The following is a 22237-nucleotide window of genomic DNA, read 5'->3' on the forward strand; positions in this document are numbered from 1 at the left end:
GGTTTATTTTTATCTAAATTAAATTTAAACCAAGATTTGATAATTTCTTTAGGTATGGTATTACTTAGTTGTGGTTTTGCAGTATGCTATTCCCACTTTTATAAATTTTTTATAATTCATCACATTAGAACTTATTAGAAAAAATCAAGCTTCAATTTATTTTATATGATATAAAAAGTTATTTCCTTTCAAAATTTAACCATAATAAATAAAAATGGAGTGTATCAAAATAATTTTTATTATATTTTGATACACTCCCTTAAAATTAATAATCCTTATGTCTTAATATTTAATTCTCTATGATCTTTCATTTATGTTTTTCTTAGCCCCTAAATATGTTGCTAAGAAGTATCCTCCATAAATTATAACAAAAATTATTGCTGTTATAATTATATTTGGCATTATACTAGCATTTCCAAATACCCCTACTATGGTAGAAGAAATCTTTAAACCAACTATTGAGTGTACTATAGCAAGTGATAAAGGAAGCATAAAATATACTCCTACTTGAGTGAATATAGCTTTATTTATCATCTTTTGATCCACACCTATTTCTTTTAGTAGTCTATATCTTTCTACATTATCAGTAGATTCTGTAAGCTGCTGAATAGCAAGTACAACTGCTGATGTTATTATAAATATTAAACCTAGGTAGATTCCTAAGTAAGCCATTGTTGCACCTAGGCCAGCTGCATTATCATATATTTCTTTTTTTGTTATTGAATAAACCTGACTTTCTACTAACTGATCTCTTACATTCTCTAATTCTTCCTTTGTATTAGAGTTATCCTTTAGCATCATATTAAATCTACTAGACACAGGTTTTAATCCTTCAAGAAGAGAATCCTTAACAACAAAAATTAAAATATCACCTTTCATAGTAAAATTATATAGATTAATATTTTCATACTTTTTATTTGCAGGCTCTAAGGTTTTTCCTGAAATATTTATCTTCTTTTCATTTTCTGAGCTCTTATTAACCAACTTTTTCATTTGATCAATATTTCCATTTTCTAAGCTCTCATTAACCCACTTTTTCATTTCATCAATATTTCCAACTGCTAAGTATTGATTTTCCTTTAAATTAACAGGCTCTTTCCCAAGAAGTTTTAATGTATTATTGTATCCATTTTCACCAATTACTAATATATCATTATCATTAGCCACTGGAAAATAGTTTTTCATAGCAGTCATTCCCTCTTTTGATAAGAAATTACTGTATTTAACTCCACTATCATACATAACCATGTTTGAATCTTCTTTAGCTATATTAGATATATCAATATTTTTTTCCTTCAAAAGTTTTTCTATATTTTCACCACTATTACTCCAAAAGGTAACATCAAATTTAGTTAAATCCTTTAAGTCAGCATTTATAGCTCTATTTATTCCTAACCCTCCTGAGAATGTACAAATAGCTAAAAATAACATTAAGCATATAAATGATAAGGATACAAAGGTTGTGTTTATTTTACTGCTTATTTGCTTCATAACAAACATGTTTAAATCTCTTAAATAGAACTTTTTATTTCCTTGAATCACCTTTAAAAAGAATCCTGTTAAAGAATAAAAGAATATAAATGTTCCAATACATCCTAGTAAAATTGGTAATCCAAGAGCATTAAAACTAGCAAAGGCAATTCCATCATGTATGACCTTATAATAAGCAATCCCTAAGATTCCCACACTAACTAAAAATAATATTACTGATATCCAAAGATTTTTAATAGTAGGCTTTTCATTTCTCTTTGAAGCTGTTAATAAATCTATTAATTTAATCTTTCTAACACTTATAAAGTTAAAAATTAATACAACAAGATATATTATTGAAAAACAAAGTACTGTTCTCTTAAATCCAAGTGGAGAAAACACAAATTGAAACTTTGTAAGGTCTACCTGGAACATATAGGCTGTAAGTACTGAAAGTGCTTGAGATAACATTATTCCTAGTACCACTCCTATTCCTAAAGATATAGCCCCTATAAATAGAGTTTCTAAGAATATCATTTTTGATAAGCTTCCATTTTCCATTCCAAGAGTCATATAAATTCCAAACTCTTTTTTTCTTCTTTTTATTAGATAATTATTTGCATAAACTATTAAAAATCCTAAGACAAAAGCTATAAACACAGAGAAATATCCTATTAATTGTTCTGCCATCATAAAGGCTGACTGCTTTTGCTCATTAAGTTCCATCATTACACTTTGTGACTCTATGGAGTTAAAAGTATAAAATATACATATTCCAAATATCAAGGTTAAAAAATATATTACATAATTTTTATAACTCTTTTTTATATTTTTAAAGGCTAACTTAAAATACATTATTACTGTCACCTCCAAGAAGAGTTATGACTTCAATTATTCTATTGAAAAATTCTTTTCTAGAATCAGTTCCTTTTATAAGTTCATTAAATATCTTTCCATCCTTAATAAATAAAATTCTATTTGCATAACTTGCTGTAAAAGCATCATGAGTTACCATCATAATTGTTGCATTTAAATTCTTATTTAAATCTTCTAAGCTTTCAAGAAGCATGGTAGCTGCCTTTGAATCTAAGGCTCCTGTTGGTTCATCAGCTAATACTAAAGATGGATTAGTAACTATTGCCCTTGCTGATGCCACCCTTTGCTTTTGTCCCCCTGACATTTCATAAGGATATTTATTAAGCTCATTACTTATATTTAAAGCTTCTGCAACACTTCTTACTCTTTTATCTATTTCCTTATTATTCACTCTTTGAATTGTAAGAGCTAAGGCTATATTTTCGTAAGCTGTTAAGGTATCTAAAAGATTAAAATCCTGAAATATAAATCCTATTTTTTCTCTTCTAAACTTAGCTAACTTTTTTGAACTAAAGCTTGTAACCTCCTCTCCTTCTAAATATATATGACCACTAGTTACCTTATCTATAGTTGATATACAGTTTAAAAGTGTTGTTTTACCACTTCCTGAAGCACCCATTATTCCAACAAACTCACCTTCTGAAACAGTAAAACTAATATCATTAATGGCCTTTGTAACATTTCCTTTTTTACCATAATACTTTTCTATATTACTTACCTTTAAAACCTCTTTACCCATTAGACTACACTCCTTATCCTTACTTATATTATCTAAAAAACTCTAGCTTAAATCATATTAAAACTTTCCATTTAAGCACTTCTTTCTATACTTTAATTCTATTTCATATAAAATCTTCAATCCATAGAACTATATAACACTAAACTAACAAAAGTGTCACATTGTGATTTTTAAAATATTCTTATGTAAAGATTAGAATAACCTGGAAAACAATTAGATTGAACCTAAGTCTTTAAGCCTATTTTTATCCAGCTTCTAAAAGTGCTAGATTCACTTTATTATCTTAACTTTGCTATTATCACTTTAGTTTCCATTAAATAATAAACCTAGTCCATACAAACAGTTCTAAAACCTTTTTATAAAAAATTTAGCTAACCTATTAAAATATATTATAATGGTATATAAAAAGGTGGATTCATCAATTGAATCCACCTTTTTTTCACTACTATTATCAAAATTTATTTTAATACCTCTCCTTAATTTTCATATGAATATTTATTTTAAAATATATTTATATAAAAATCATGAACTAAATTAATCGCATTAATTATTTTTCATAATTTTTATAAAGATATATATACGATCCAATAAGAATTATAACTAAAAAAGCATTAAAAAAGGTATTAATATAATAAAAATTTATATTCTTTAAAAATTCAATATTTAACATAATGGCTTCTATTAAATTAAGTAAACATCTAATAAAAAAACATACTATAACTACAACCCAAAATTTTTTACCCATCTATTCTCCCCCTCACTATTTAAATCATCATAAGAATAAATCTAGTATTACCTATTCAAAAATCATCATCCTGTTTATTGGAAAGATAATTGAAACTCTTGTGAACTTACCTTCTTCTGAAATCAATGTTATATCTAACCCAAGTTTCTTACAAAGCTTTTTACATAGGTATAGTCCTATACCTGTAGACTTTCCAAACTTACGTCCATTTTCTCCTGTAAATCCTTTATCAAAAACCCTAGAAATATCTTTTTCACTTATTCCAGCACCATTGTCCTCAATATTTAAAATCACATATTTACTATTTTCATTGCAATATATCTTTAGTTCCTTATGTTCCTTATTCATATATTTAATAGAATTTGATATTATTTGCCCTAAAATAAACTCAATCCACTTACTATCTGAATAAACCATTTTTTCTAAATCACCTAAACTTATTTTAACTCTTTTCTTTATTAAAGAATCTGCATTATTGTTTAAAACCTTGTTTACGCAACTACTTAAACTCATTTCTTTTATTATATAATCCTTCTCAAGGGTATTACTTCTAGTATAAAAGAGAGCTTGATCTATATAATTTTCTAGCTTACAAACCTCTTCTCCTATACTCTCTGTAAGTGGAGATTCATTATTTTCTATTAATAGCTTGCAAGTTGCTATGGGAGTTTTTATTTCATGAACCCATAGTTCTATATACTCCCTATAATCATTTATTCCTCTCTTAAACTCCCCTATTTCATCATTCATAGCCTTATTACTCTTGCATATAACATCATATATTAACTTACTCTCTGTAAAAGTTCCCTCTTCTATTACTTCTGATATTAAATATTTCTTATCTAAAGACTCCATATTTTCCTTTATCTCATTATAATATTGCTTCTTTCTTAAATAATCAAAAATATGATAAATTAAAATCCCTGCCCCGTTTATAATAACAATAAATAAAATGGCAAAGCTATCAACTTTTAAAACCATAAGCAATAGAGCTGTAAAAAGTAATATTAATGAATTTATAATAATAAAAACTATTCTTTCTTTTATGAAATCTCTTAAATTCATGATAATATATACCCTTGCCCCCTCTTAGTTTGTAAATATCCCTCTGCTCCTATTCCTTCAATCTTTCTTCTAAGTCTATTTACATTAACAGTTAAAGTATTATCATCTATAAACTCATTACTTTGCCATAAAGCCTTTATAATATTATCCCTTGATACTATTTTCCCTTTATTTCTTATTAGAATATTTAAAATCTTACTTTCATTTTTAGTAAGCTCCTCCACCTCATCATTAAATGAAACCTCACTAGTAGACATATTATATTTTAATCCTCTACAATTAAATATTTCTGTTTCACCCTCAACCCCTGAATAAGTCCTTTTCATAATTGATGCAATTCTAGCTAAAAGTATTTGAGTATTATAAGGCTTAGTAACAAAGTCATCAGCCCCTAAATTCATACTCATAAGCTCATCCATCTCACTTTGTCTACTAGTTACAACTATAATTGGAACTTGGCTTTTCTTCCTTATCTCCCTGCAAATATAGTAACCATCATAATAAGGGAGATTTATATCTAGTAAAATCATATTAGGATTACATCTTAATGAAGTATCAACTATATTTTCAAAGTCTTCTGATGACTCTACAATGTAGCCATACTTCTCTAAAAATTTAGTAAGCTCTTCTCTTATCTTTTCTTCATCTTCTATAATAAAAATCTTTTTGCTTTCCATCTAATCTACTCCCATAAAAATTCTTTTAAATTATAAATACATTTAACTCCTATTCATATTCTAAAATATACAATCTATATAATTATTAAAACACAAAAGAGACACTTATAAAAAGAAGTGCCTCTTTATATATACTATATTAAATAAAATATCTCTCTAAATTATAATAAATTTGATAAATTATAGATGATACATTATTAAAAACAAACCATGCGTTTATTGAATAAACAACCATGCAAGTTAAAGAATATATGTATATAAATTTATTTTTTGATTTTATTAAAGTATTAAATAAAGCATACAATAACACAACTGATAATATAGAACTAAATATACTTACTATCATCCAAATAGCTCCTCCTAAAACTAGGGCTATAGAGGATATTATTAATATAAATACATTTATTATAGATACTACAAACATTATGTTTACAAGTGAATCTTTATTTATATCTTCTTTAACTAAAAACTTAAATATAATATAAATTATACCTAATATTAAAGCATAATTAATTATATAGCTTCCTAAATTTAAAAAATAGATATTACCTGTAGGAAATACATTTTCCATAATCATATCAAACTGACTTTTAGCCTTTATCATGTTATTAAAATCCCAGGTATTAATATTTGAGAATTCTAGTATAATGCCTACTACACTTTTTACTAAGTTAAAACTAAAGGCTTTAAATAAAAGAGTTTTAACTAGTGGTATTATTAAAGTTATTATTGCAATATAAATTAATTGTATTTTTGATGATACTCCAAAGACATGTTCCTTAACTGAAGTTATTGGATGACATAAAGATTTTATTATATATCCTTTATGCTCATTTACATCTATAGGTATACTTTTACTAGAACCCTTACACTTATTTCCACACTCTGGACAAAAAACTGATTCATTTGGTATTTCCTTACCACACTTTGAACAAAACATAAAACGCCTCCTATTCTATGTTAAATTATAACGTTTTGTTAACAAATTTGTCAATTGTTCAAAAAAATGTTAAATTATATTTTAGATGTAAAATTATTATTAAGGAGGTTTTAAAATGAATTTTTGTAATAAATGTGGTTCAAAATTAATAAATGGAATTTGCCCTAATTGCTCAAAAATAAAAAAAAACAAGAAAAAATCTAAAATTATAATAATAAGCCTAGTTTTTATTGTTGTAATATTTTCTGGTGTATTCTTTTACTTAAAATCAACAGTTAAATCTGAAAAAGAAATAGCACTTTCATTTTCAAATTCAATTTCCTCTTCAAATCCAGAGGAACTTAGTAAAATACTTTATTGTAATGATAGCTCTCTACCAATAAATAAAAGCAACTCTACTATTCTAATAGATTACTTTAATCAAAATCCATCAAAATTTTCTTCAATAAACGACGATTTTAAAAAGGGAAATTATAAGGACACAGACTCCCCTTTATCTATAGAAGAGGTTAGAAAAGATTTCTTTTTAATACCTGTTTATAAAGTAGTTGTAAAACCAAGCTTTATAAAGGTAAAAACTGATTTAAAAGATGCAAAAGTTCAAATAGGAGATGAAACTTTTGGAGATTTAACAAAAAAAGATGAGTTAGGCCCTTTAATGCCTGGAAATTATACTATTAAATCTGAAATATCAAATTCATATTTAAACAAATCTGAAAATATAGAGGTTAATACTTTTAAATCTTCTAACCAAGAAATAAGTATATTTGATAACTTTATTAAAGTTAATATTACTAGCGATATTCCAGATGCTGAACTATATGTAAATAATAAAGATACTGGAGTAAAAATTAAAGATGCTAAAACCTTTGGTCCAATTGATCCTAATAGTATTATTTATGGAGTATCAACAGATGGAGATAAAAAAATAATAAGTAATAAATATGATGTAAATTCTTCAAGCAATATAAATATAAACTTTGCTGAAGCTAAAGCCTCAGAAGCTAATTTCAAAAAAGATCTTTATGTTTTATTAAGTAATTACTCAAGTGACTTTGCTTATGCTGTTAATACAAATAGTTTTAATTATATAGAAAACTACCTTGAATTTGACAGTCCTATTTATAAAAAGCAAAAGAAGGTTGTCCCTGAAATACATTCTAAAGATATTAGGGAAAACTTTGAAAGCACTGAAATATTAAATTATACATTTAATAATGATACAAATACTGGTGAAGTTACTTGTAATGAAATTTATTCTATAGGTAAAGGAATTAATGTTCCTAAGCGTCAAGAATTTAAAAATACCTATACCTTCAAAAAACTAGCTAATGGTTCATTAGTTCTTACTGATATAAAAGATTAAGGGGTGATTTAATGAAATTTTGTACTAAATGTGGTAATAAACTATCTGATTCAATGAAATTTTGCAATAAGTGTGGTGCTAAGGTAAAATCTGTAGATAAAGATACTGAAAATAACTCAGATACAGAAGATACAAAAGATAAAAAAGATATTCCTAACTCTAAAAATAATATTGATAAAACCATAATCTTAGATGCACCTAAAATAAAAAAAGAAATTAATACTAATATTAATGAAAATATTAAGAATAATTTCAAACCTCTTCATGATTCTAATTTTAATAATAAAGAAGAATATCTAGATGCAAGTTTTGATGATAATTTAGATGAAAATTTCAATGATGAATCTTATCATAATGAAGATATTGATAATTTTAAACATTCTAATACCAAAAAAAAGATTTTAATAAGCATTTTCACCTTAGTAACTTTTGTAATAATAGGTACTTCTATTTATTTTTTAAGATCACCTTTATTATATAAATACTATTATAACTCTGCACTTAAATCTTCATCAGTTACTGAAAAATTATCTTATTATAACAGTGCTCTAAAATACTCTAAAAATGATGATTTATTAAATTCTATTTATACAACTTTAAAGTCTGACTCTGATTTTGTTGATAATTCTTCAATATTAACAAACTTAAATACATCTGAAAAAGATAATTTAATGTCAAAATTATATGTAAATAAAGCTACTGTAGATTTTAAAAATAAAAATTACACTGACTGTGATTATGATTTAGATCTAGCTACAAAGTATGGATATAACAAAGAAAACTTTTCACAATATGATGATTTACAAAAAAAACTTAATGAAAGTAAAAATTCTTCAAGTAATGATAAAGTTGATAACATATATAGTTTCACAAATGAAAATCCATCAAAATTTTCTGGAAACATATATGATTATCCTTATGACTTTATAATGCCATACAGTAATTCTTCTTATTTATCAGCATCAGATCTTTCTAAATATAATAAAAGTACTCTTGCTTTAATGAGAAATGAAATATACGCACGTCATGGATATGTATTTAATACTAATCCATTTAAGGCATATTTTAATTCAAAATCATGGTATCATCCTGATTCATCCTTTAAAGGTGATGACAGTGAATTAAATGATTATGAAGTAAAAAATGTTCAAACTATAAAATCAGTTGAAAACTCCAAATAAAGGGATGATAGTATGAAAAAATTTCTAAGAATTTTATCTATTATAATTATTTCTTCTTTAATGCTATTAGGCTGTGGATCAAATTCCACTAAACCAAATATTAATAAGGACTCTAATAGTATTAATAATTCCAATGAGGAAAATAATGAGACAGAAAAAAATAACTCTAATAATGAAAATAATAATACAGAAAAAAATGATTCTAAAGAGGGAAACATAGACCAAGAGAAAGAAAAAAATAAAATTGATTCTAGTACTGATAAGGAAGCTGATAAAAAAAATGAAGTAGAACCTTATTGTGAAAATGAACCTAATAAAGCTAATAAAGATATAACTATAGTTATTGATCCAGGGCATTCTAGTACAATATCTAATGAAACAGAACCTGAATGTCCAGGCTCACAAAAAAGAAAATTAAAGGATACATTAGGTGCTACAGGAGTTCAAAGTAAAATCCCAGAATACACAATAACTCATGGTGTAGCTGAAGAATTAAAAAAACTTCTTATTTCTGAAGGGTATAATGTAATTATGACTAAAGATAGTCCCGATAAGCAGCTTAGCAATATAGAAAGAACCACTATTGGTAATGATAATAATGCAAATTTAATTATAAGAATTCACTGTGACGGAGTTGATTCTCCTAAAGCTTGTGGTGCTTCTATACTAGTTCCTGCTACAAAAGGAAATGTAACAAAAGATATATCAGATATAAGCTATTCATATGGAGAAAAAATACTAACAGCATATACAAAATATACAGGATTAAAAAATAGAGGTGTTGTTGTAAGAGATGATTTAACTGGTTTTAACTGGTCAAAAGTTCCTATTGTACTTATAGAATTAGGGTTTATTTCTAACCCTAATGAAGATTCATATTTAAGCAATCCAGATAATTATATAAAAATTGCAACTGGAATCTCTAACGGAATTAATTACTGTTTTGCAAAATAAAGAAAAGGGGATATTTTCCCCTTTTCTTTATTTTTAATAAATTATTTAATAGCTAAATTAAGACATTTCAAAGCTTTCTGTTGTTTTCTCTACTATTTCACCCTTAACTTTAGAAACTAAATCTCCCCCCTTAGAAACAAATATATTTGCTGTCACTATTTTTTCCATAAGATTTTGAACTTCTTCCTCAGTTACATCTTCCTTAATATTTTTAAGAGTTATTTTTGTTATACTTCCTCCAGCATTTTTAAAAGACAATACAAGATATAATTCCTTTTCCATTTTAAAGTCCCCCTTTTCTTTTTACCATTAATTTATTATGTTACATCTTTTGTTCTTCTACTTCTTCTTCTAAAACGCATATCTTACTCATTAATCTCTTTTAATTCTTTTAATTCTTTTAATTCTTTTAATACTTTTTGTTAGCTTATAATTTATCTTTAAAAGTTCTTATCTATAAATTCTAAGGTTTCTCTTAGAAAAACTAATACCCTCTCTATTCTTTTGATTACCTTTAATGTAGAATTTAAAAGCATTTTTATTTTTTTAAATACTACAAAATCAGCTGATCACCCCTCTAATTTTTATTAGATTATTGAGTGTCATCAACAAACTTAAAGTCATCTTCTTTTAATACAGAATTAACTCTTGATGATAAAAGATCTGCTAATGCTTTTCCCACCTCATAAAGTTTTTCATCCTCTGCATCAACCTTTATCTTAGAAAACTTTTGTGTTGAAAATTTAGGGCTTCCACTATCATCTACCCCCTTTTGATACTTTAATACTAAGCTTTTCTTTGTTAAGATTGCCTTTGCCATATTTATCAACTCCTTTCACTATATAAATATTCCTTACCCTTTATTTCTGTTGTAAAATAATAAAAAAAACTGTAATAAAAACATTTTTTTGTTTCTATTACAGTTTTTCTATATTTATAATACTAAGTAAAGTTATTTGACTATTTTTTAATTATCATCAGGATCTCCATATCTTCCTGTCTCAGGATTATACTCTCTTCCCTGTTCATCATGAAGTGGAACCTTCTTCCCATCAACTATTATATAATCTATAGTTTGATCAGAATCCTTTCCAGCATCTTCAGTTTCTTGCATATGTCCATATCCACCAGTAACAGGATTATATTCTTCACCCTTTGAATTATACTTAGGAATTACAGTACCATCCTCAAGCTTTATAGTTTCCTTACCTTTATCCTTTGAATTATTACTGCTTCCACTATTATTTTTATTTGAATTATTCTTTGATGAACTTACACTATTTTTATTAGGTTTACTAGTTTTTGACTCTTTAGCTCCCTGTGCATCTTTATTTTTAGATTCTTTATTACTTTTGTTATCATTATTTAAAGAACCATTGCCCTTACTTTCTTGTCCTCCTTCAGAATTAGAATCCTCTTGCTTATTGCTATTAGCCTTATCAGTTTCTTTCTCCTTAGAATCACTCTTTTGTGATTTATCTTCTATATTATTTTTACTTTCATTATTACTAGTGTCATTGTCCTCATCACTTATTGAAGTTCCTATATTATTTAATTGATCCTTGTTTATCATATTACCATCTTTATCATATGTAACTCCATTTATAGTAACTTCTCCATCTCCAAAGTGTGCTACAAACCAATTTTTTATATCAGTACAAACTCCTAGAATTTTATTTAAGATTCTATCTAAAGTTCCACTTTCTTTAAGTTCTTGTCCATTTTCTTTTAAAGCTTCCTGTATATTATTAGAAAGGCTATCAAGTTCTCCTTTTAATTTAGAATAATCTAATCCTAAAGAATTTATATTGGCTAAAAGAGCAACTAATTCTTGCTCTTGTGTTGGAGTTAACTTAATATTATAGTTATTTGTAATATTATTTACTATTTCCCCAACCTCTTTATCATTTTTAGGCTTATCCTTTATTACCTCTTCTTTAGCCTGATTTACTATAGCACTTGCTCCATCTTTTCCAATATCTTGTCCTTCGCTATTTTTAGCCTTAGCTAAATTATTTGTTATACTTAATTCTTGTCTTGCCACTTCCTTATTTTCAACAGGTATATTTTCTCCAGTGGCCTTTTCAAATGCTTGAAGAACTCCAGCTAAAGCGGATGTCCCAGTTACAGGGAATGGAGATGTAGCAATAACATCAGCATCAGTAACCCCTGATGTTAACAAGGCATTACTTAGCATAGTTTTAGTAACCTCTGTTAAATTATTTGTTTTTACCTTTATTCCATACCCTTTTTCCTCTAGTTTAACAAAAGCACTTGAGTAAGCATTGCCTTTAAATTCTCCTACTATTTTAGGCAATCCAAGTTGCTCTCTTATTTCATTAACATTCATAGTTATAACCTTAACATCATTAGGTTTAACTCCGAATTCCTTAAACATCTCTTGTTTTTGACTTGAATTTAGATTAGCTCCTAAAGTTACTACTTCCTTAGTATCGGCAAAAACTGTTGTAAATGAGCCAATACTTATTGCTCCAGCTAATATCATTGCTGTTATTAATTTATTTTTTTTCATTTGCCTTCTTCCTTTCTAAGCATTCATATCAAAGCTTAATCAAAAATATATTAAATCCTATTACTCTATTTAAAGCCTTTAATTACTATCTAAATGACCTTTTGACAGGTCAAATTTTAAATAAAATATTATTCTAAAAATACAATAAATTTAAATCTTACTTAGATTATATCAAAATAAATTTTCAAAAGTTTACAAATTGTTTTAATTTAGTATAAAGCTTATATTTTTCTCTACTAGAAATTTAATCTATATTTTTGAAAATTTTGTAGTATAATTATAATGTGTCTTCTTTGTTGCGAGATGATATGTAAAAATACTTCTTTCAACTGAGAAACCAGTCAAAAAAATAATATAAATATACTTTATCCCTAATTGTAAGGAATTCTCTGAACAAAAAGGTAATAAAAAATTTTTGAATCTTAGAAAGGTTTGATGACAGTATGAGTACTAGAATTGCCGTTGTTGGCATTGTTATTGAAAGCCTTGATAATATAAAAGAAGTAAATTCTATCTTAAGTGAATACGACAAATTAATTGTTGGAAGAATGGGGTTACCATACAAAGAAAAGAACATTAGAGTTATATCTATTGTAGTTGATGGAACCACCGATGAAATTTCAGCTATAACAGGAAAAATCGGTAAACTTAAAGGTGTTTCCGTTAAAGCTGCCATATCTAAAACTAGCTTTTAGCTTAATCGCTTTAAGCCTCTTAATCATTGAGTTCCCATAAGTATATTTTAGTTGTTTATATTATTTTTTGACATACCCTAAAAGTAATTTTAAAGGAGATTTGTTATGTTAAAAGATAACGAAAAGTACAATGCTTTAGATTTTATTAAGGATGATGAAATTAATAGTCTTATAGCAAAAGGAAAAGAGCTTGTTTCTGACAAAGAACTAGTTAGAGAAATCATTGAAAAAAGTAAAAGTGCAGAAGGGTTAACACCTGAAGAGACTGCTGTTCTTCTTAATCTTGAAGATAAAGAGCTTATTGAAGAAATGTTTAAAGCAGCTAGACAAGTTAAGGAAAAATTATATGGAAAAAGACTTGTTGTATTTGCACCTTTATACGTAAGTAACTATTGCGTAAATAACTGTACTTACTGTGGATATAAACACTGTAATGATGAGTTAAAAAGAAAGAAACTTAACAAAGAGCAACTTATTGAAGAAGTTAAAGTTCTTGAAAGCCTAGGTCATAAGAGAATAGCACTTGAAGCTGGGGAAGATCCAGTTAATGCTCCTCTAGATTATATTTTAGATTGTATAAAATCAATATACTCAATTAAATTTGATAATGGGTCAATAAGAAGAATCAATGTTAATATAGCTGCAACAACAGTTGAAAACTATAAGAGACTTAAAGATGCTGAAATTGGAACATATATCTTATTCCAAGAAACTTACCATAAACCAACTTATGAAAAATTACATGTAAGTGGTCCAAAACATAACTATAATTATCATACAACAGCTATGCATAGAGCAAGAGAAGCTGGTATAGATGATATTGGTATGGGAGTTCTATATGGACTTTATGATTACAAGTATGAAACATTAGCAATGCTTATGCATGCAATGGATTTAGAAGAAACTACAGGGGTTGGTCCTCATACACTATCAGTTCCAAGAATAAGACCAGCTGAAAATGTTAGCTTAGAAAATTATCCTTACTTAGTTGATGATGAAGACTTCAAAAAGATTGTTGCTATCTTAAGATTAGCAGTACCATATGCAGGTCTTATACTTTCAACAAGAGAAGAACCAGGCTTAAGAGATGAAATAATAGCTCTTGGAGTTTCTCAAGTAAGTACAGGTTCATGTACAGGTGTTGGTGGTTATTCAGAATCATACATCGATCCTGAAGAGAAACCACAATTTGAAGTTGGAGATCATAGATCACCAGTTGAAATGATAGAAAGCCTTATGGAAGCTGGATATATACCAAGTTATTGCACAGCTTGCTATAGAGAAGGTAGAACTGGCGAAAGATTTATGGACATCGTTAAGAGTGGTGAACTTTATAAAATATGTGAAGCTAATGCTTTAATAACTTTAAAAGAATTTATTGATGATTACGGCACAGATAGAACAAGAGAAATCGGAGATAAATTAATTAAAAAATCAATAGATGAAATAGATAATGAATCATTTAGAAAATCTGTTGAAGAAAAAATAAATAAGATAAGTAACGGAACTAGAGATTTAAGATTCTAGTTAATTAAATATATTGTAACTTTTTATATCACATTAATTCACTAGCTTTAATTAATTAAAGTTAATGATTATTTATTCATGCAAAACCTGTATGAAAAATTATGACTTTAACTCCATATTAAAATTTATATCTTTCATATGGGTACAAACTAACAATCAAAATCAAAACTAAAAATCAATTTATAATTAATATATAGCCAGCGTAAGCTGGCTTTTTTTGTGAAAATTTTAGCTACCATCTTTTGGATCCTCTTATACTACTCTTTTTTGTATAGTTTTTATATTAGAAACTTTAGGTTAAACTTATATATTTATAATTGGATTCACCTTAAGGTTCAATAAGGAATATACTAAAAAAAGTATTAAATTTGTAGTAACTAGGTAAACATTGTCCAGAATATGAAAAACTCATAAACAACACTGTTATATTATCTACAATGTTGTGCATATCAATCTTTATCATATTCATATTGTTAATTTAAAAATTTTAATGAAAATCATTTTTTCTTTAAATTTCTCTTATTTTCTTATTTTTTCAACCTATTCCTAAATATTTTCATAATAATACACCTTAAAATACATTGTTAAAAATTTGACTATTAAATGTAAAGGTTGTAAAATATAATTAAACATTATGTAAATATTAGGAATGATTTGAGAGTTTAACTTATTGTGAGGGAGGTTTTTTTATGGCAGTAGATCAAAATTCATTAGAAAGAAGAACTTGTTGTAATATACACAAGATAGTTTTAACTTTAGAGAAAGGCTTTTCTTCTATGGAGTCTTTAAAATATGCAGTTATAACTCACCTTCAAAATGAAGGCTATAGATGCAATGATACAAAAAACAATATTGGAGATTATCCACTATTAAAAATAAATGCTAATGATTTCTTATTAACTATAAAAGATATAGATGAAAATTCTTTAAACTTCGAAGATTGTAGTGAGGTAGTTTTAGTGCCTCATCACTAAAATTAATAATTTGATTATTATGGACAACTTCTTTCCTTAAGAGTTGTCCTTTTTTAGTTTTATATTATTTGATTAAAATACCCTTCTAATCTCATACTCAAAATTATATAATTATTCTTGAATAATTTTTATAATTTTATTTACTAAAAACATATACCAAATCACAGATTTTATAATAGCTTTTAGTAAAATATTAATTATTCTTTTATTATTTCATACTGTTTTTAAGCTAAAATTTCTATATATTAAGCTTATTTTAAATTAAATTTAAAGAAACAAAGCTTTATTTGTACTAAATATTGTATTTTTATTACTTATATACAAATTTTTATTCATAGTTTTTATACCCAAAATTTTCAATATATTTAATTACATTTTTTCCCTTATCAATATTTAGTATGTATTTAAATATTACACAACTATATATTGTGAATAACCTTAAAGTTATCCACACCCCTATGTGGATAACTTGTTTAGAAACGAAAAAATTATACTATTTTCCTATTATCTTTTAATAAAGTTTACTATTTAAAAAAGTAATTTTTTCAAAAGATAAAAACTCCTGTAAATGGCTATATTAAGCCATTCTTAACTGTAATTTTTTTACTTTTTTAAAGGCTTATTTTCATTATTTAACTAGAATTTGAAAGTAAAAATTCATTAAAAAAGTTATCCACAGGTTTATTCACAATTGAAAATATTTTCACACAAGAATTAATGCAAGGAGGTGCAATTCTACTATTTACATCTTGCAATAGTAGAAAAATTTATGAGTAATTTTAATGAAACTCCTAGAGGAAGTAGAATTCATATTTCTCTTTTTGGTAAAACAAACTCTGGGAAATCTAGCATAATAAATGCCCTAACAGGTCAAAACATTTCTCTAGTATCAGACTTTAAGGGAACAACAACTGACCCTGTTTATAAGGCAATGGAACTTTTACCCCTAGGACCTGTTGTTTTCGTTGATACAGCTGGTTTTGATGATGAAGGAGAAATAGGTAAGCTTAGAGTTGAAAAAACTGAAGAGGTTGTAGGAAAGACTGATGTGGCTCTTATAACCCTTTCCCTTTCTGAAATACTAGAGGCAATAAAATCAAATATAGAATTTAAAGACATGCTTTCTAAGGAAATATTATGGCTTAATAAATTAAAAAAGGCTAAGAAACCAGCTATACTAGTTATTAACAAGTGTGATTTAGTTCCTAATAAACTAATTGAGTCTAAAATTGATTTAAAGGATATTGATAAAACAACTTTATCTAATAAAGATTGCTTTGTTGATAGTAATTTAAATAATTCTTTAAAAGAAATTGGTGAATTATTAGGAATACCTTGTGTTGCCATAAGTGCTAAAAATAATTTAAACATAAATGAATTAAAAAAAGAACTTGTCAATGTATCACCCTCTTCAATAACTGAAAGCCCAATAATAGGTGATAAAATCAAAGCTGGAGATAAAATTCTTTTAGTAGCTCCTCAAGATATACAAGCTCCTAAAGGAAGACTTATACTTCCTCAAGTTCAAGTATTAAGAGATATATTAGATTATGGTGGAATACCAACTATGGTTACATTAGATAAATTAGATGAAGGATTAAGAATTTTTAATGGTAAGCCTGACTTAGTAATAACTGACTCTCAAGTATTTAAACAAGTTAATGCAAAATTAGATAGAAGTGTTCCTCTTACTTCCTTCTCAATACTTATGGCTAGATACAAGGGTGATTTAGATAAGTTCTATTCAGGAGCCAAAGCAATAAAGAATCTTAAAGCAGGTGATAAAGTTTTAATAGCAGAAGCTTGTACTCACCATCAATTAAAAGGTGATATAGCAAGAGAAAAACTACCTACTTGGTTAGAAGAAACTTGTCCTGGAATAATAGTTCATAATTGCTCTGGTAAGGACTTTCCTAAGAATCTTAATGAATATGCCCTTGTAATTCATTGTGGAGGATGCATGTTTAACAAAGCTGAAATAATGAATAGAATAGGAATATGTGATGATGCCTTAGTTCCTATAACAAACTTTGGTACATCAATTGCAGAAATTAATAATATCTTAGACAGGGTAATGGAGCCCCTTAAGTAAATATTTTTAATTAGTATTAAGTTAAAGTAATTTCTATTAGTAAATTCATTACACTAAAAAATTAAATAGTAATATATTTTTCTAAAATAAAAATGCCTAAGAAACACATTTAATTGTATTTCTTAGGCATTTAAACTAATCTCTAAATTCGAAGTCCTCTTCTTCAACTTCAATATCCTGATTTAACTCATCTTTTCCTATTTCTAATGCTCTTTCTGAAATTGAAAGATAATAAACTCTATATATAGTATCTCTATATACAAAGAACCATATTAATCCTATAGAGAAAATAGGTAATATCTTTACACTTAAGTTCATTAAAACAATAATTATACTTCCTAATACTATAGGTAAAACAGCTAGTATTGCCCATCCTATAAAACTTAAAATTAATACGAAAAGCTCCCATTTATGACCTTTCATCATTTTAAAAGCCTTTCCTACAGCTTCCCATATACCAAGTTCTGGCTCTTCAACTATAATATATTTAACAGGGAAAAAGAATAATGAAACTATAATATTATAAGTAGCTACTATTAATATTATTATAATAAAGATACCTATATATTGACTTAATATATCTTCATAATTCATAGAAGCCATAAATAAATACTCATAAAAATGATTTGATATTATACTAATAAATGATACCACAGCAATTATTGATGCTATAAGTGATATTGGAAGCTCAAATAATATTAAAGCAAGGAACTTCTTAATAAAATTTCTCCATACTTTACATGAAGGAATAGATTCTTTTAATCCAACCTTATCATCTCTATCAACTAATTTAATTACAAAAACTACAAGTAAAGATTCAAGAAAAGGTCCTAATAAAAAGCTATTTCCTAAATTCAAAATTGAACTTAGCCCTATACTTTCTACATTCGATATGAAATACGTAACTAGTCCTTGTACTCCTAAAACTATTAATACAAGTAAAAGAAAGTTTGTCCATCTTCCTCTTAGCTTATCTTGTGATAAACTTTTTATTTCTTTTCTGGTCATAAAATAATCACTTCCTTCTATTTTTAATAAAAGATTAACATCATATCAAATTTATGTCAATTCTGTAAACTTAAAAAAATGACTGTACCCATTGAGGATACAGTCCTAACTTTAATTTATTTCACTTTCTCTTCCTGTAATTGAAAGATAATATATTCTTAAAGTAACTTGGATATATGGTAGAAGCCATAATAATCCTATTCCAAGAGTTAATGCTGATAATATTAACCATCCTAAGAAGCTAAGTCCCATAATAAATAGTTCCCATTTATGACCATTCATTATTTTAAAGCTTCTTTTAACAGCTTCCCATATTCCACAGGTATCTTCAGCCATTAAATATGGTAATGGGAATAATAAAATTCCTACTATAGCAGCTAAAATTAATACTAATATAACTATTAAAAATACTACTCCCCAAACTCCTATCATAGGATTCATAGATATTTGGCCAGTAAGCATTGCACTATGTAATGATGTTATAGATAACACTAAAAATATATTTCCTAAAAACACAACTAAAAGTATAGGAATACTAAAGATCATAGTAACTATCATACTCATTATAAATCTTCCCCAAGTTTTAACGCTTGGAATAGCATAATTTAAAGCTACTACTTCATTACTCTTAACAAATTTAATTGTGTATATAATCCCTGAAGCCGTTATGGCTGGCATTAATAAAAAGTTATTAGCTATGTTTAAAATATTAGAAGTTATTCCTGCGGTTCTTCCAATAATCTCACTTGCTCCAAATTCAATTATTGCTATGATTAAAGTTAATAAGACAATATTAAACCATCTTCCCTTTAACTTAGATTTAGCAATACTTTTTATCTCTTTTCTATTCATACTATCTCCCTCCTTTCTTATGTTAAGCTAATAAGATATTAACCTCATAAGGCTCTTACTGTCAAACTCTTCAAATTGCATTTATAATTTTAAAAAAAGTATTGTATAAAAAACAAATAATAAAACACTAATCTTTTAAACAACTTGCTTTATTAATAAGCATAAGTTTTATTATCTTATTTTATACAATACTTCTTTAAGTCATACTATTCTTTTCCTAATAAAAAATCTATAGCTTCTTTAAGCTCATTTTTTAATGTCCAGGTGAAATAATTTTTTTCTTCCTTTTCATCATATATCTTTGATCCATTTAGCATAATAAACCAATGTCTAAATTTATATTTCCAACTTCCTATTTCGCTTTTTTCATCTAAACCTATTCCTAATTCTTCTTCTATTCTTTTACACATCTTTTGAATTCTAGCACTAATATCTCCAAATTCTAAATGCTCTCCTATTAAAGAAGTCTTAAGGGGCTGTCCATTGCTACCATATAAATTAAGCAATATTTTCATATCTCTTAATCCAATTAAATTACTATTTTTCAAAATATCAATCCATTGTTCCTTAGTAATATGATTAGTTAAAACCTTTTCATTGAATTGCTCTTTTTTGTACTCCACTGAAATCACTCCATAAAACAACATTCTGCCTAAAAAAATATACTAAGAACTAAATATAATTAAATTTGTCCTTAGTATATAAATATTCCTCTTAATATATCATTATGATTTTTTTAATGTTAATTCACATAAAATTTAAAGCTTAATTTATTGTTTTAAGCATCTCTATATTGCATACTTTGTTTTTCTTATGCCCTTTTCCTCTTTCTAACTTCATAAGTGTACTTCTCATATAAGGATTTAATACTCCCTCATATATCTTTACTATTTGGCCTTCCTTAACTAAGGCTAATCTATATACTGGAATATTATTATATAAACACATATAAAATACAGGTTTATTATTTTCTTTATTATTAAATATGATTTTCTCTTTATTTTCAATTAAATTATTTATATTTTCATTAGAATTATCTATTAATATCATATTCTCTTTTTTAATTTCAGAATATAAAGCTCGTCCACTTCTTTGAATATCATGCTCTTCATTAGCAAAATTAGCTCCTTGAAAATTATTTACTAAAACTAATTTATTTACATCATATTTATCTAATTCATTTGACTTATACTCAAATTTACCTAATATACTTAAAACTAAAATAATTAGTATAATAGATCCTCCAATATATTCTAATAACTTAGTTTTATTTTCTATAATAAACTCTGCTAGAGCCAGCATAATAGCTAAATTAATCCATATTCCATGCTTCACACTTATACTAGATAAATAACATATATATATTCCAGCTAAAAATATTAAAATATTAATTATAATTCTTTCAACATTATTTCTCTTTCTAATAAATGAAGCACTTCCCATTATTAAAGTTACAAAAGCAATAGCAAGTATGTATGGTGAAAATCTCTTAACAATTAACTTAAAGATATACTTATTTTCAATATTTTTTATTTCTTTATTTACATCTTCATATAATTTCAATCTATCATTTTGTGATAAATTATACTTATCTATGTAGGGTCTTATATAGGGCTCTAAATACCTATTTCTATCTCCACCAAAATATATAGTATTTAAGGCCATGAGCTTATAAACTTCTATATTTTCATTCTTTGAATATGAATCATATATCTCTTGAAGTGATTTATCACTATTTTGTAATTCGTACTGAAAAAAATCACTATAGTCCTTTCTAACTAGCTCTGAAATTAATTTCTTCGTTTCTCCTGGATTTATTAAATTACTTACAGTAACTATACAGGAAAAAAGAATAATTAAAACTAAGCCCAAGTACCTATAAAATCTATATTCATATTTTTTTTCGGCATCTTTATTGATATTTTTTTTTATTTTTATCAAAGATGCTCACCCCTTTAAAATAATAATATTTCTCTTTATTACTATTCAATTATATACTATTTTTCCCAAAATATCACTTTATAATTATATATTTTCACTTAAATATTTATTTAAACTAAGAAGTTGCATCAAAACTTTAATATAAAACTTATTTTTTAAAAAAATTAATAAATTAAATTACTAATTTTAAGCTTTATATTATAAATTATTTTGATACAACCTCTTAATTCTTATAAGAGTTAAATAAAAAACTTTAAGCCCCATTTTCTTTTTTAATTTAACTCTTCTTTCCCTATAAATAATATTTCTAATAAAATATATTTAAGTTTTTAAAGATATTTTTCTTTATCCTAAAGCCCACAAATTTATTACTTATTAATTATCAAATCTTTACACTCTTAAATATATTTTCTTCAATACTTATATTCTCTTACAAGTATAAATATCCTTCTATTTAGAAAGAATATTTTTATAAAGATTTTTAGATTATAAGAATAAATACCTACTTAAATACTCTAAACATAGAAAATAATAGAAAAACTACTTGATAATAATAATTATTTGTTATATAATTAACTAGGAATTAGTTTAGGAGATGATAT

20 protein-coding genes are annotated in these 22237 nt (G+C 26.0%); 7 read left to right on the forward strand and 13 right to left on the reverse strand.

All coding sequences use genetic code 11. The features are described from left to right. Positions 1 to 297: 297 nt before the first annotated feature. The 6 genes from I6G60_RS00875 to I6G60_RS00895 form a co-directional block, all read right to left on the reverse strand. The gene (locus tag I6G60_RS00875) at positions 298 to 2325 is read right to left on the reverse strand and encodes an ABC transporter permease (RefSeq protein ID WP_164805143.1); all 2028 of its coding nucleotides are present in this window, start codon (positions 2323 to 2325) and stop codon (positions 298 to 300) included. Beyond that, positions 2315 to 3085 carry an ABC transporter ATP-binding protein gene (locus I6G60_RS00880; RefSeq protein WP_004456351.1) on the reverse strand — a complete coding sequence of 257 codons (771 nt, stop codon included), beginning with the start codon at positions 3083 to 3085 and terminating at the stop codon, positions 2315 to 2317. The genes I6G60_RS00875 and I6G60_RS00880 overlap by 11 nt, the downstream gene beginning before the upstream one ends. Before the next feature lie 547 nt (positions 3086 to 3632). Next, positions 3633 to 3830 (reverse strand): hypothetical protein, encoded by a 198-nt coding sequence (locus tag I6G60_RS15430; protein WP_004456348.1) that lies wholly within the window; start codon positions 3828 to 3830, stop codon positions 3633 to 3635. Positions 3831 to 3881: 51 nt separating this feature from the next. Next, positions 3882 to 4895: an ATP-binding protein gene (locus I6G60_RS00885; protein ID WP_197925537.1), complete on the reverse strand. Its 1014-nt coding sequence runs from the start codon at positions 4893 to 4895 to the stop codon at positions 3882 to 3884. After that, positions 4892 to 5572 carry a response regulator transcription factor gene (locus I6G60_RS00890; RefSeq protein WP_197925539.1) on the reverse strand — a complete coding sequence of 227 codons (681 nt, stop codon included), beginning with the start codon at positions 5570 to 5572 and terminating at the stop codon, positions 4892 to 4894. Before I6G60_RS00890 ends, I6G60_RS00885 begins: the two co-directional genes overlap by 4 nt. Before the next feature lie 139 nt (positions 5573 to 5711). Then, on the reverse strand, positions 5712 to 6512 hold the full coding sequence (locus I6G60_RS00895; RefSeq protein ID WP_003479487.1) for a zinc ribbon domain-containing protein: 801 nt from the start codon (positions 6510 to 6512) through the stop codon (positions 5712 to 5714). Between the two features lie 115 nt (positions 6513 to 6627). Between I6G60_RS00895 and I6G60_RS00900 the strand changes: the two genes are divergently transcribed. From I6G60_RS00900 to I6G60_RS00910, 3 genes are read left to right on the forward strand one after another with little or no spacing between them, the layout of a single operon-like run. Next, the gene (locus I6G60_RS00900; RefSeq protein WP_197925541.1) at positions 6628 to 7878 is read left to right on the forward strand and encodes a zinc ribbon domain-containing protein; all 1251 of its coding nucleotides are present in this window, start codon (positions 6628 to 6630) and stop codon (positions 7876 to 7878) included. Positions 7879 to 7889: 11 nt separating this feature from the next. Beyond that, a complete protein-coding gene (locus tag I6G60_RS00905; RefSeq protein ID WP_110027090.1) occupies positions 7890 to 9059 on the forward strand; it encodes a YARHG domain-containing protein in 1170 nt (389 codons plus the stop codon). Positions 9060 to 9071: 12 nt separating this feature from the next. Then, positions 9072 to 10013: an N-acetylmuramoyl-L-alanine amidase gene (locus I6G60_RS00910; RefSeq protein WP_057230358.1), complete on the forward strand. Its 942-nt coding sequence runs from the start codon at positions 9072 to 9074 to the stop codon at positions 10011 to 10013. 57 nt (positions 10014 to 10070) lie between these two features. Here the strand turns inward: I6G60_RS00910 and I6G60_RS00915 are convergent, their stop codons facing one another. From I6G60_RS00915 to I6G60_RS00925, 3 genes are all read right to left on the reverse strand, one after another. After that, on the reverse strand, positions 10071 to 10295 hold the full coding sequence (locus I6G60_RS00915; protein ID WP_003448590.1) for a DUF2922 domain-containing protein: 225 nt from the start codon (positions 10293 to 10295) through the stop codon (positions 10071 to 10073). 310 nt (positions 10296 to 10605) lie between these two features. Continuing rightward, positions 10606 to 10833 carry a DUF1659 domain-containing protein gene (locus I6G60_RS00920; protein ID WP_003448542.1) on the reverse strand — a complete coding sequence of 76 codons (228 nt, stop codon included), beginning with the start codon at positions 10831 to 10833 and terminating at the stop codon, positions 10606 to 10608. 147 nt (positions 10834 to 10980) lie between these two features. Beyond that, a complete protein-coding gene (locus I6G60_RS00925) occupies positions 10981 to 12546 on the reverse strand; it encodes a DUF1002 domain-containing protein (RefSeq protein WP_197925543.1) in 1566 nt (521 codons plus the stop codon). A 443-nt stretch (positions 12547 to 12989) separates the two neighbouring features. Between I6G60_RS00925 and I6G60_RS00930 the strand changes: the two genes are divergently transcribed. The 4 genes from I6G60_RS00930 to I6G60_RS00945 all read left to right on the forward strand — a co-directional run bounded on the left by I6G60_RS00930 (position 12990) and on the right by I6G60_RS00945 (position 17834). Then, positions 12990 to 13241, forward strand: a complete 252-nt coding sequence (locus I6G60_RS00930; RefSeq protein WP_003448558.1) for a TM1266 family iron-only hydrogenase system putative regulator — start codon at positions 12990 to 12992, stop codon at positions 13239 to 13241. Between the two features lie 105 nt (positions 13242 to 13346). Beyond that, on the forward strand, positions 13347 to 14768 hold the full coding sequence (gene hydG / locus I6G60_RS00935; RefSeq protein ID WP_049039940.1) for a [FeFe] hydrogenase H-cluster radical SAM maturase HydG: 1422 nt from the start codon (positions 13347 to 13349) through the stop codon (positions 14766 to 14768). A 689-nt stretch (positions 14769 to 15457) separates the two neighbouring features. Continuing rightward, a complete protein-coding gene (locus tag I6G60_RS00940) occupies positions 15458 to 15742 on the forward strand; it encodes a hypothetical protein (RefSeq protein ID WP_003448604.1) in 285 nt (94 codons plus the stop codon). A 769-nt stretch (positions 15743 to 16511) separates the two neighbouring features. Beyond that, positions 16512 to 17834: a GTP-binding protein gene (locus I6G60_RS00945; RefSeq protein WP_041707605.1), complete on the forward strand. Its 1323-nt coding sequence runs from the start codon at positions 16512 to 16514 to the stop codon at positions 17832 to 17834. Between the two features lie 135 nt (positions 17835 to 17969). On the opposite strand, the gene I6G60_RS00950 is transcribed toward I6G60_RS00945, so the two are convergent. From I6G60_RS00950 to I6G60_RS00965, 4 genes are all read right to left on the reverse strand, one after another. Next, positions 17970 to 18842, reverse strand: coding sequence for a DUF975 family protein (locus tag I6G60_RS00950; protein WP_060669431.1), 873 nt, complete (start codon positions 18840 to 18842; stop codon positions 17970 to 17972). A 111-nt stretch (positions 18843 to 18953) separates the two neighbouring features. Next, positions 18954 to 19694 (reverse strand): DUF975 family protein, encoded by a 741-nt coding sequence (locus tag I6G60_RS00955; RefSeq protein WP_197925545.1) that lies wholly within the window; start codon positions 19692 to 19694, stop codon positions 18954 to 18956. A 206-nt stretch (positions 19695 to 19900) separates the two neighbouring features. Beyond that, positions 19901 to 20317 carry a hypothetical protein gene (locus I6G60_RS00960; RefSeq protein ID WP_025648282.1) on the reverse strand — a complete coding sequence of 139 codons (417 nt, stop codon included), beginning with the start codon at positions 20315 to 20317 and terminating at the stop codon, positions 19901 to 19903. A gap of 142 nt (positions 20318 to 20459) precedes the next feature. Continuing rightward, positions 20460 to 21635, reverse strand: coding sequence for a hypothetical protein (locus I6G60_RS00965; RefSeq protein WP_011009615.1), 1176 nt, complete (start codon positions 21633 to 21635; stop codon positions 20460 to 20462). Between the last annotated feature and the right edge of the window lie 602 nt (positions 21636 to 22237).

It is taken from the genome of Clostridium perfringens, from assembly GCF_016027375.1.
Lineage (GTDB): Bacteria > Bacillota > Clostridia > Clostridiales > Clostridiaceae > Sarcina > Sarcina perfringens.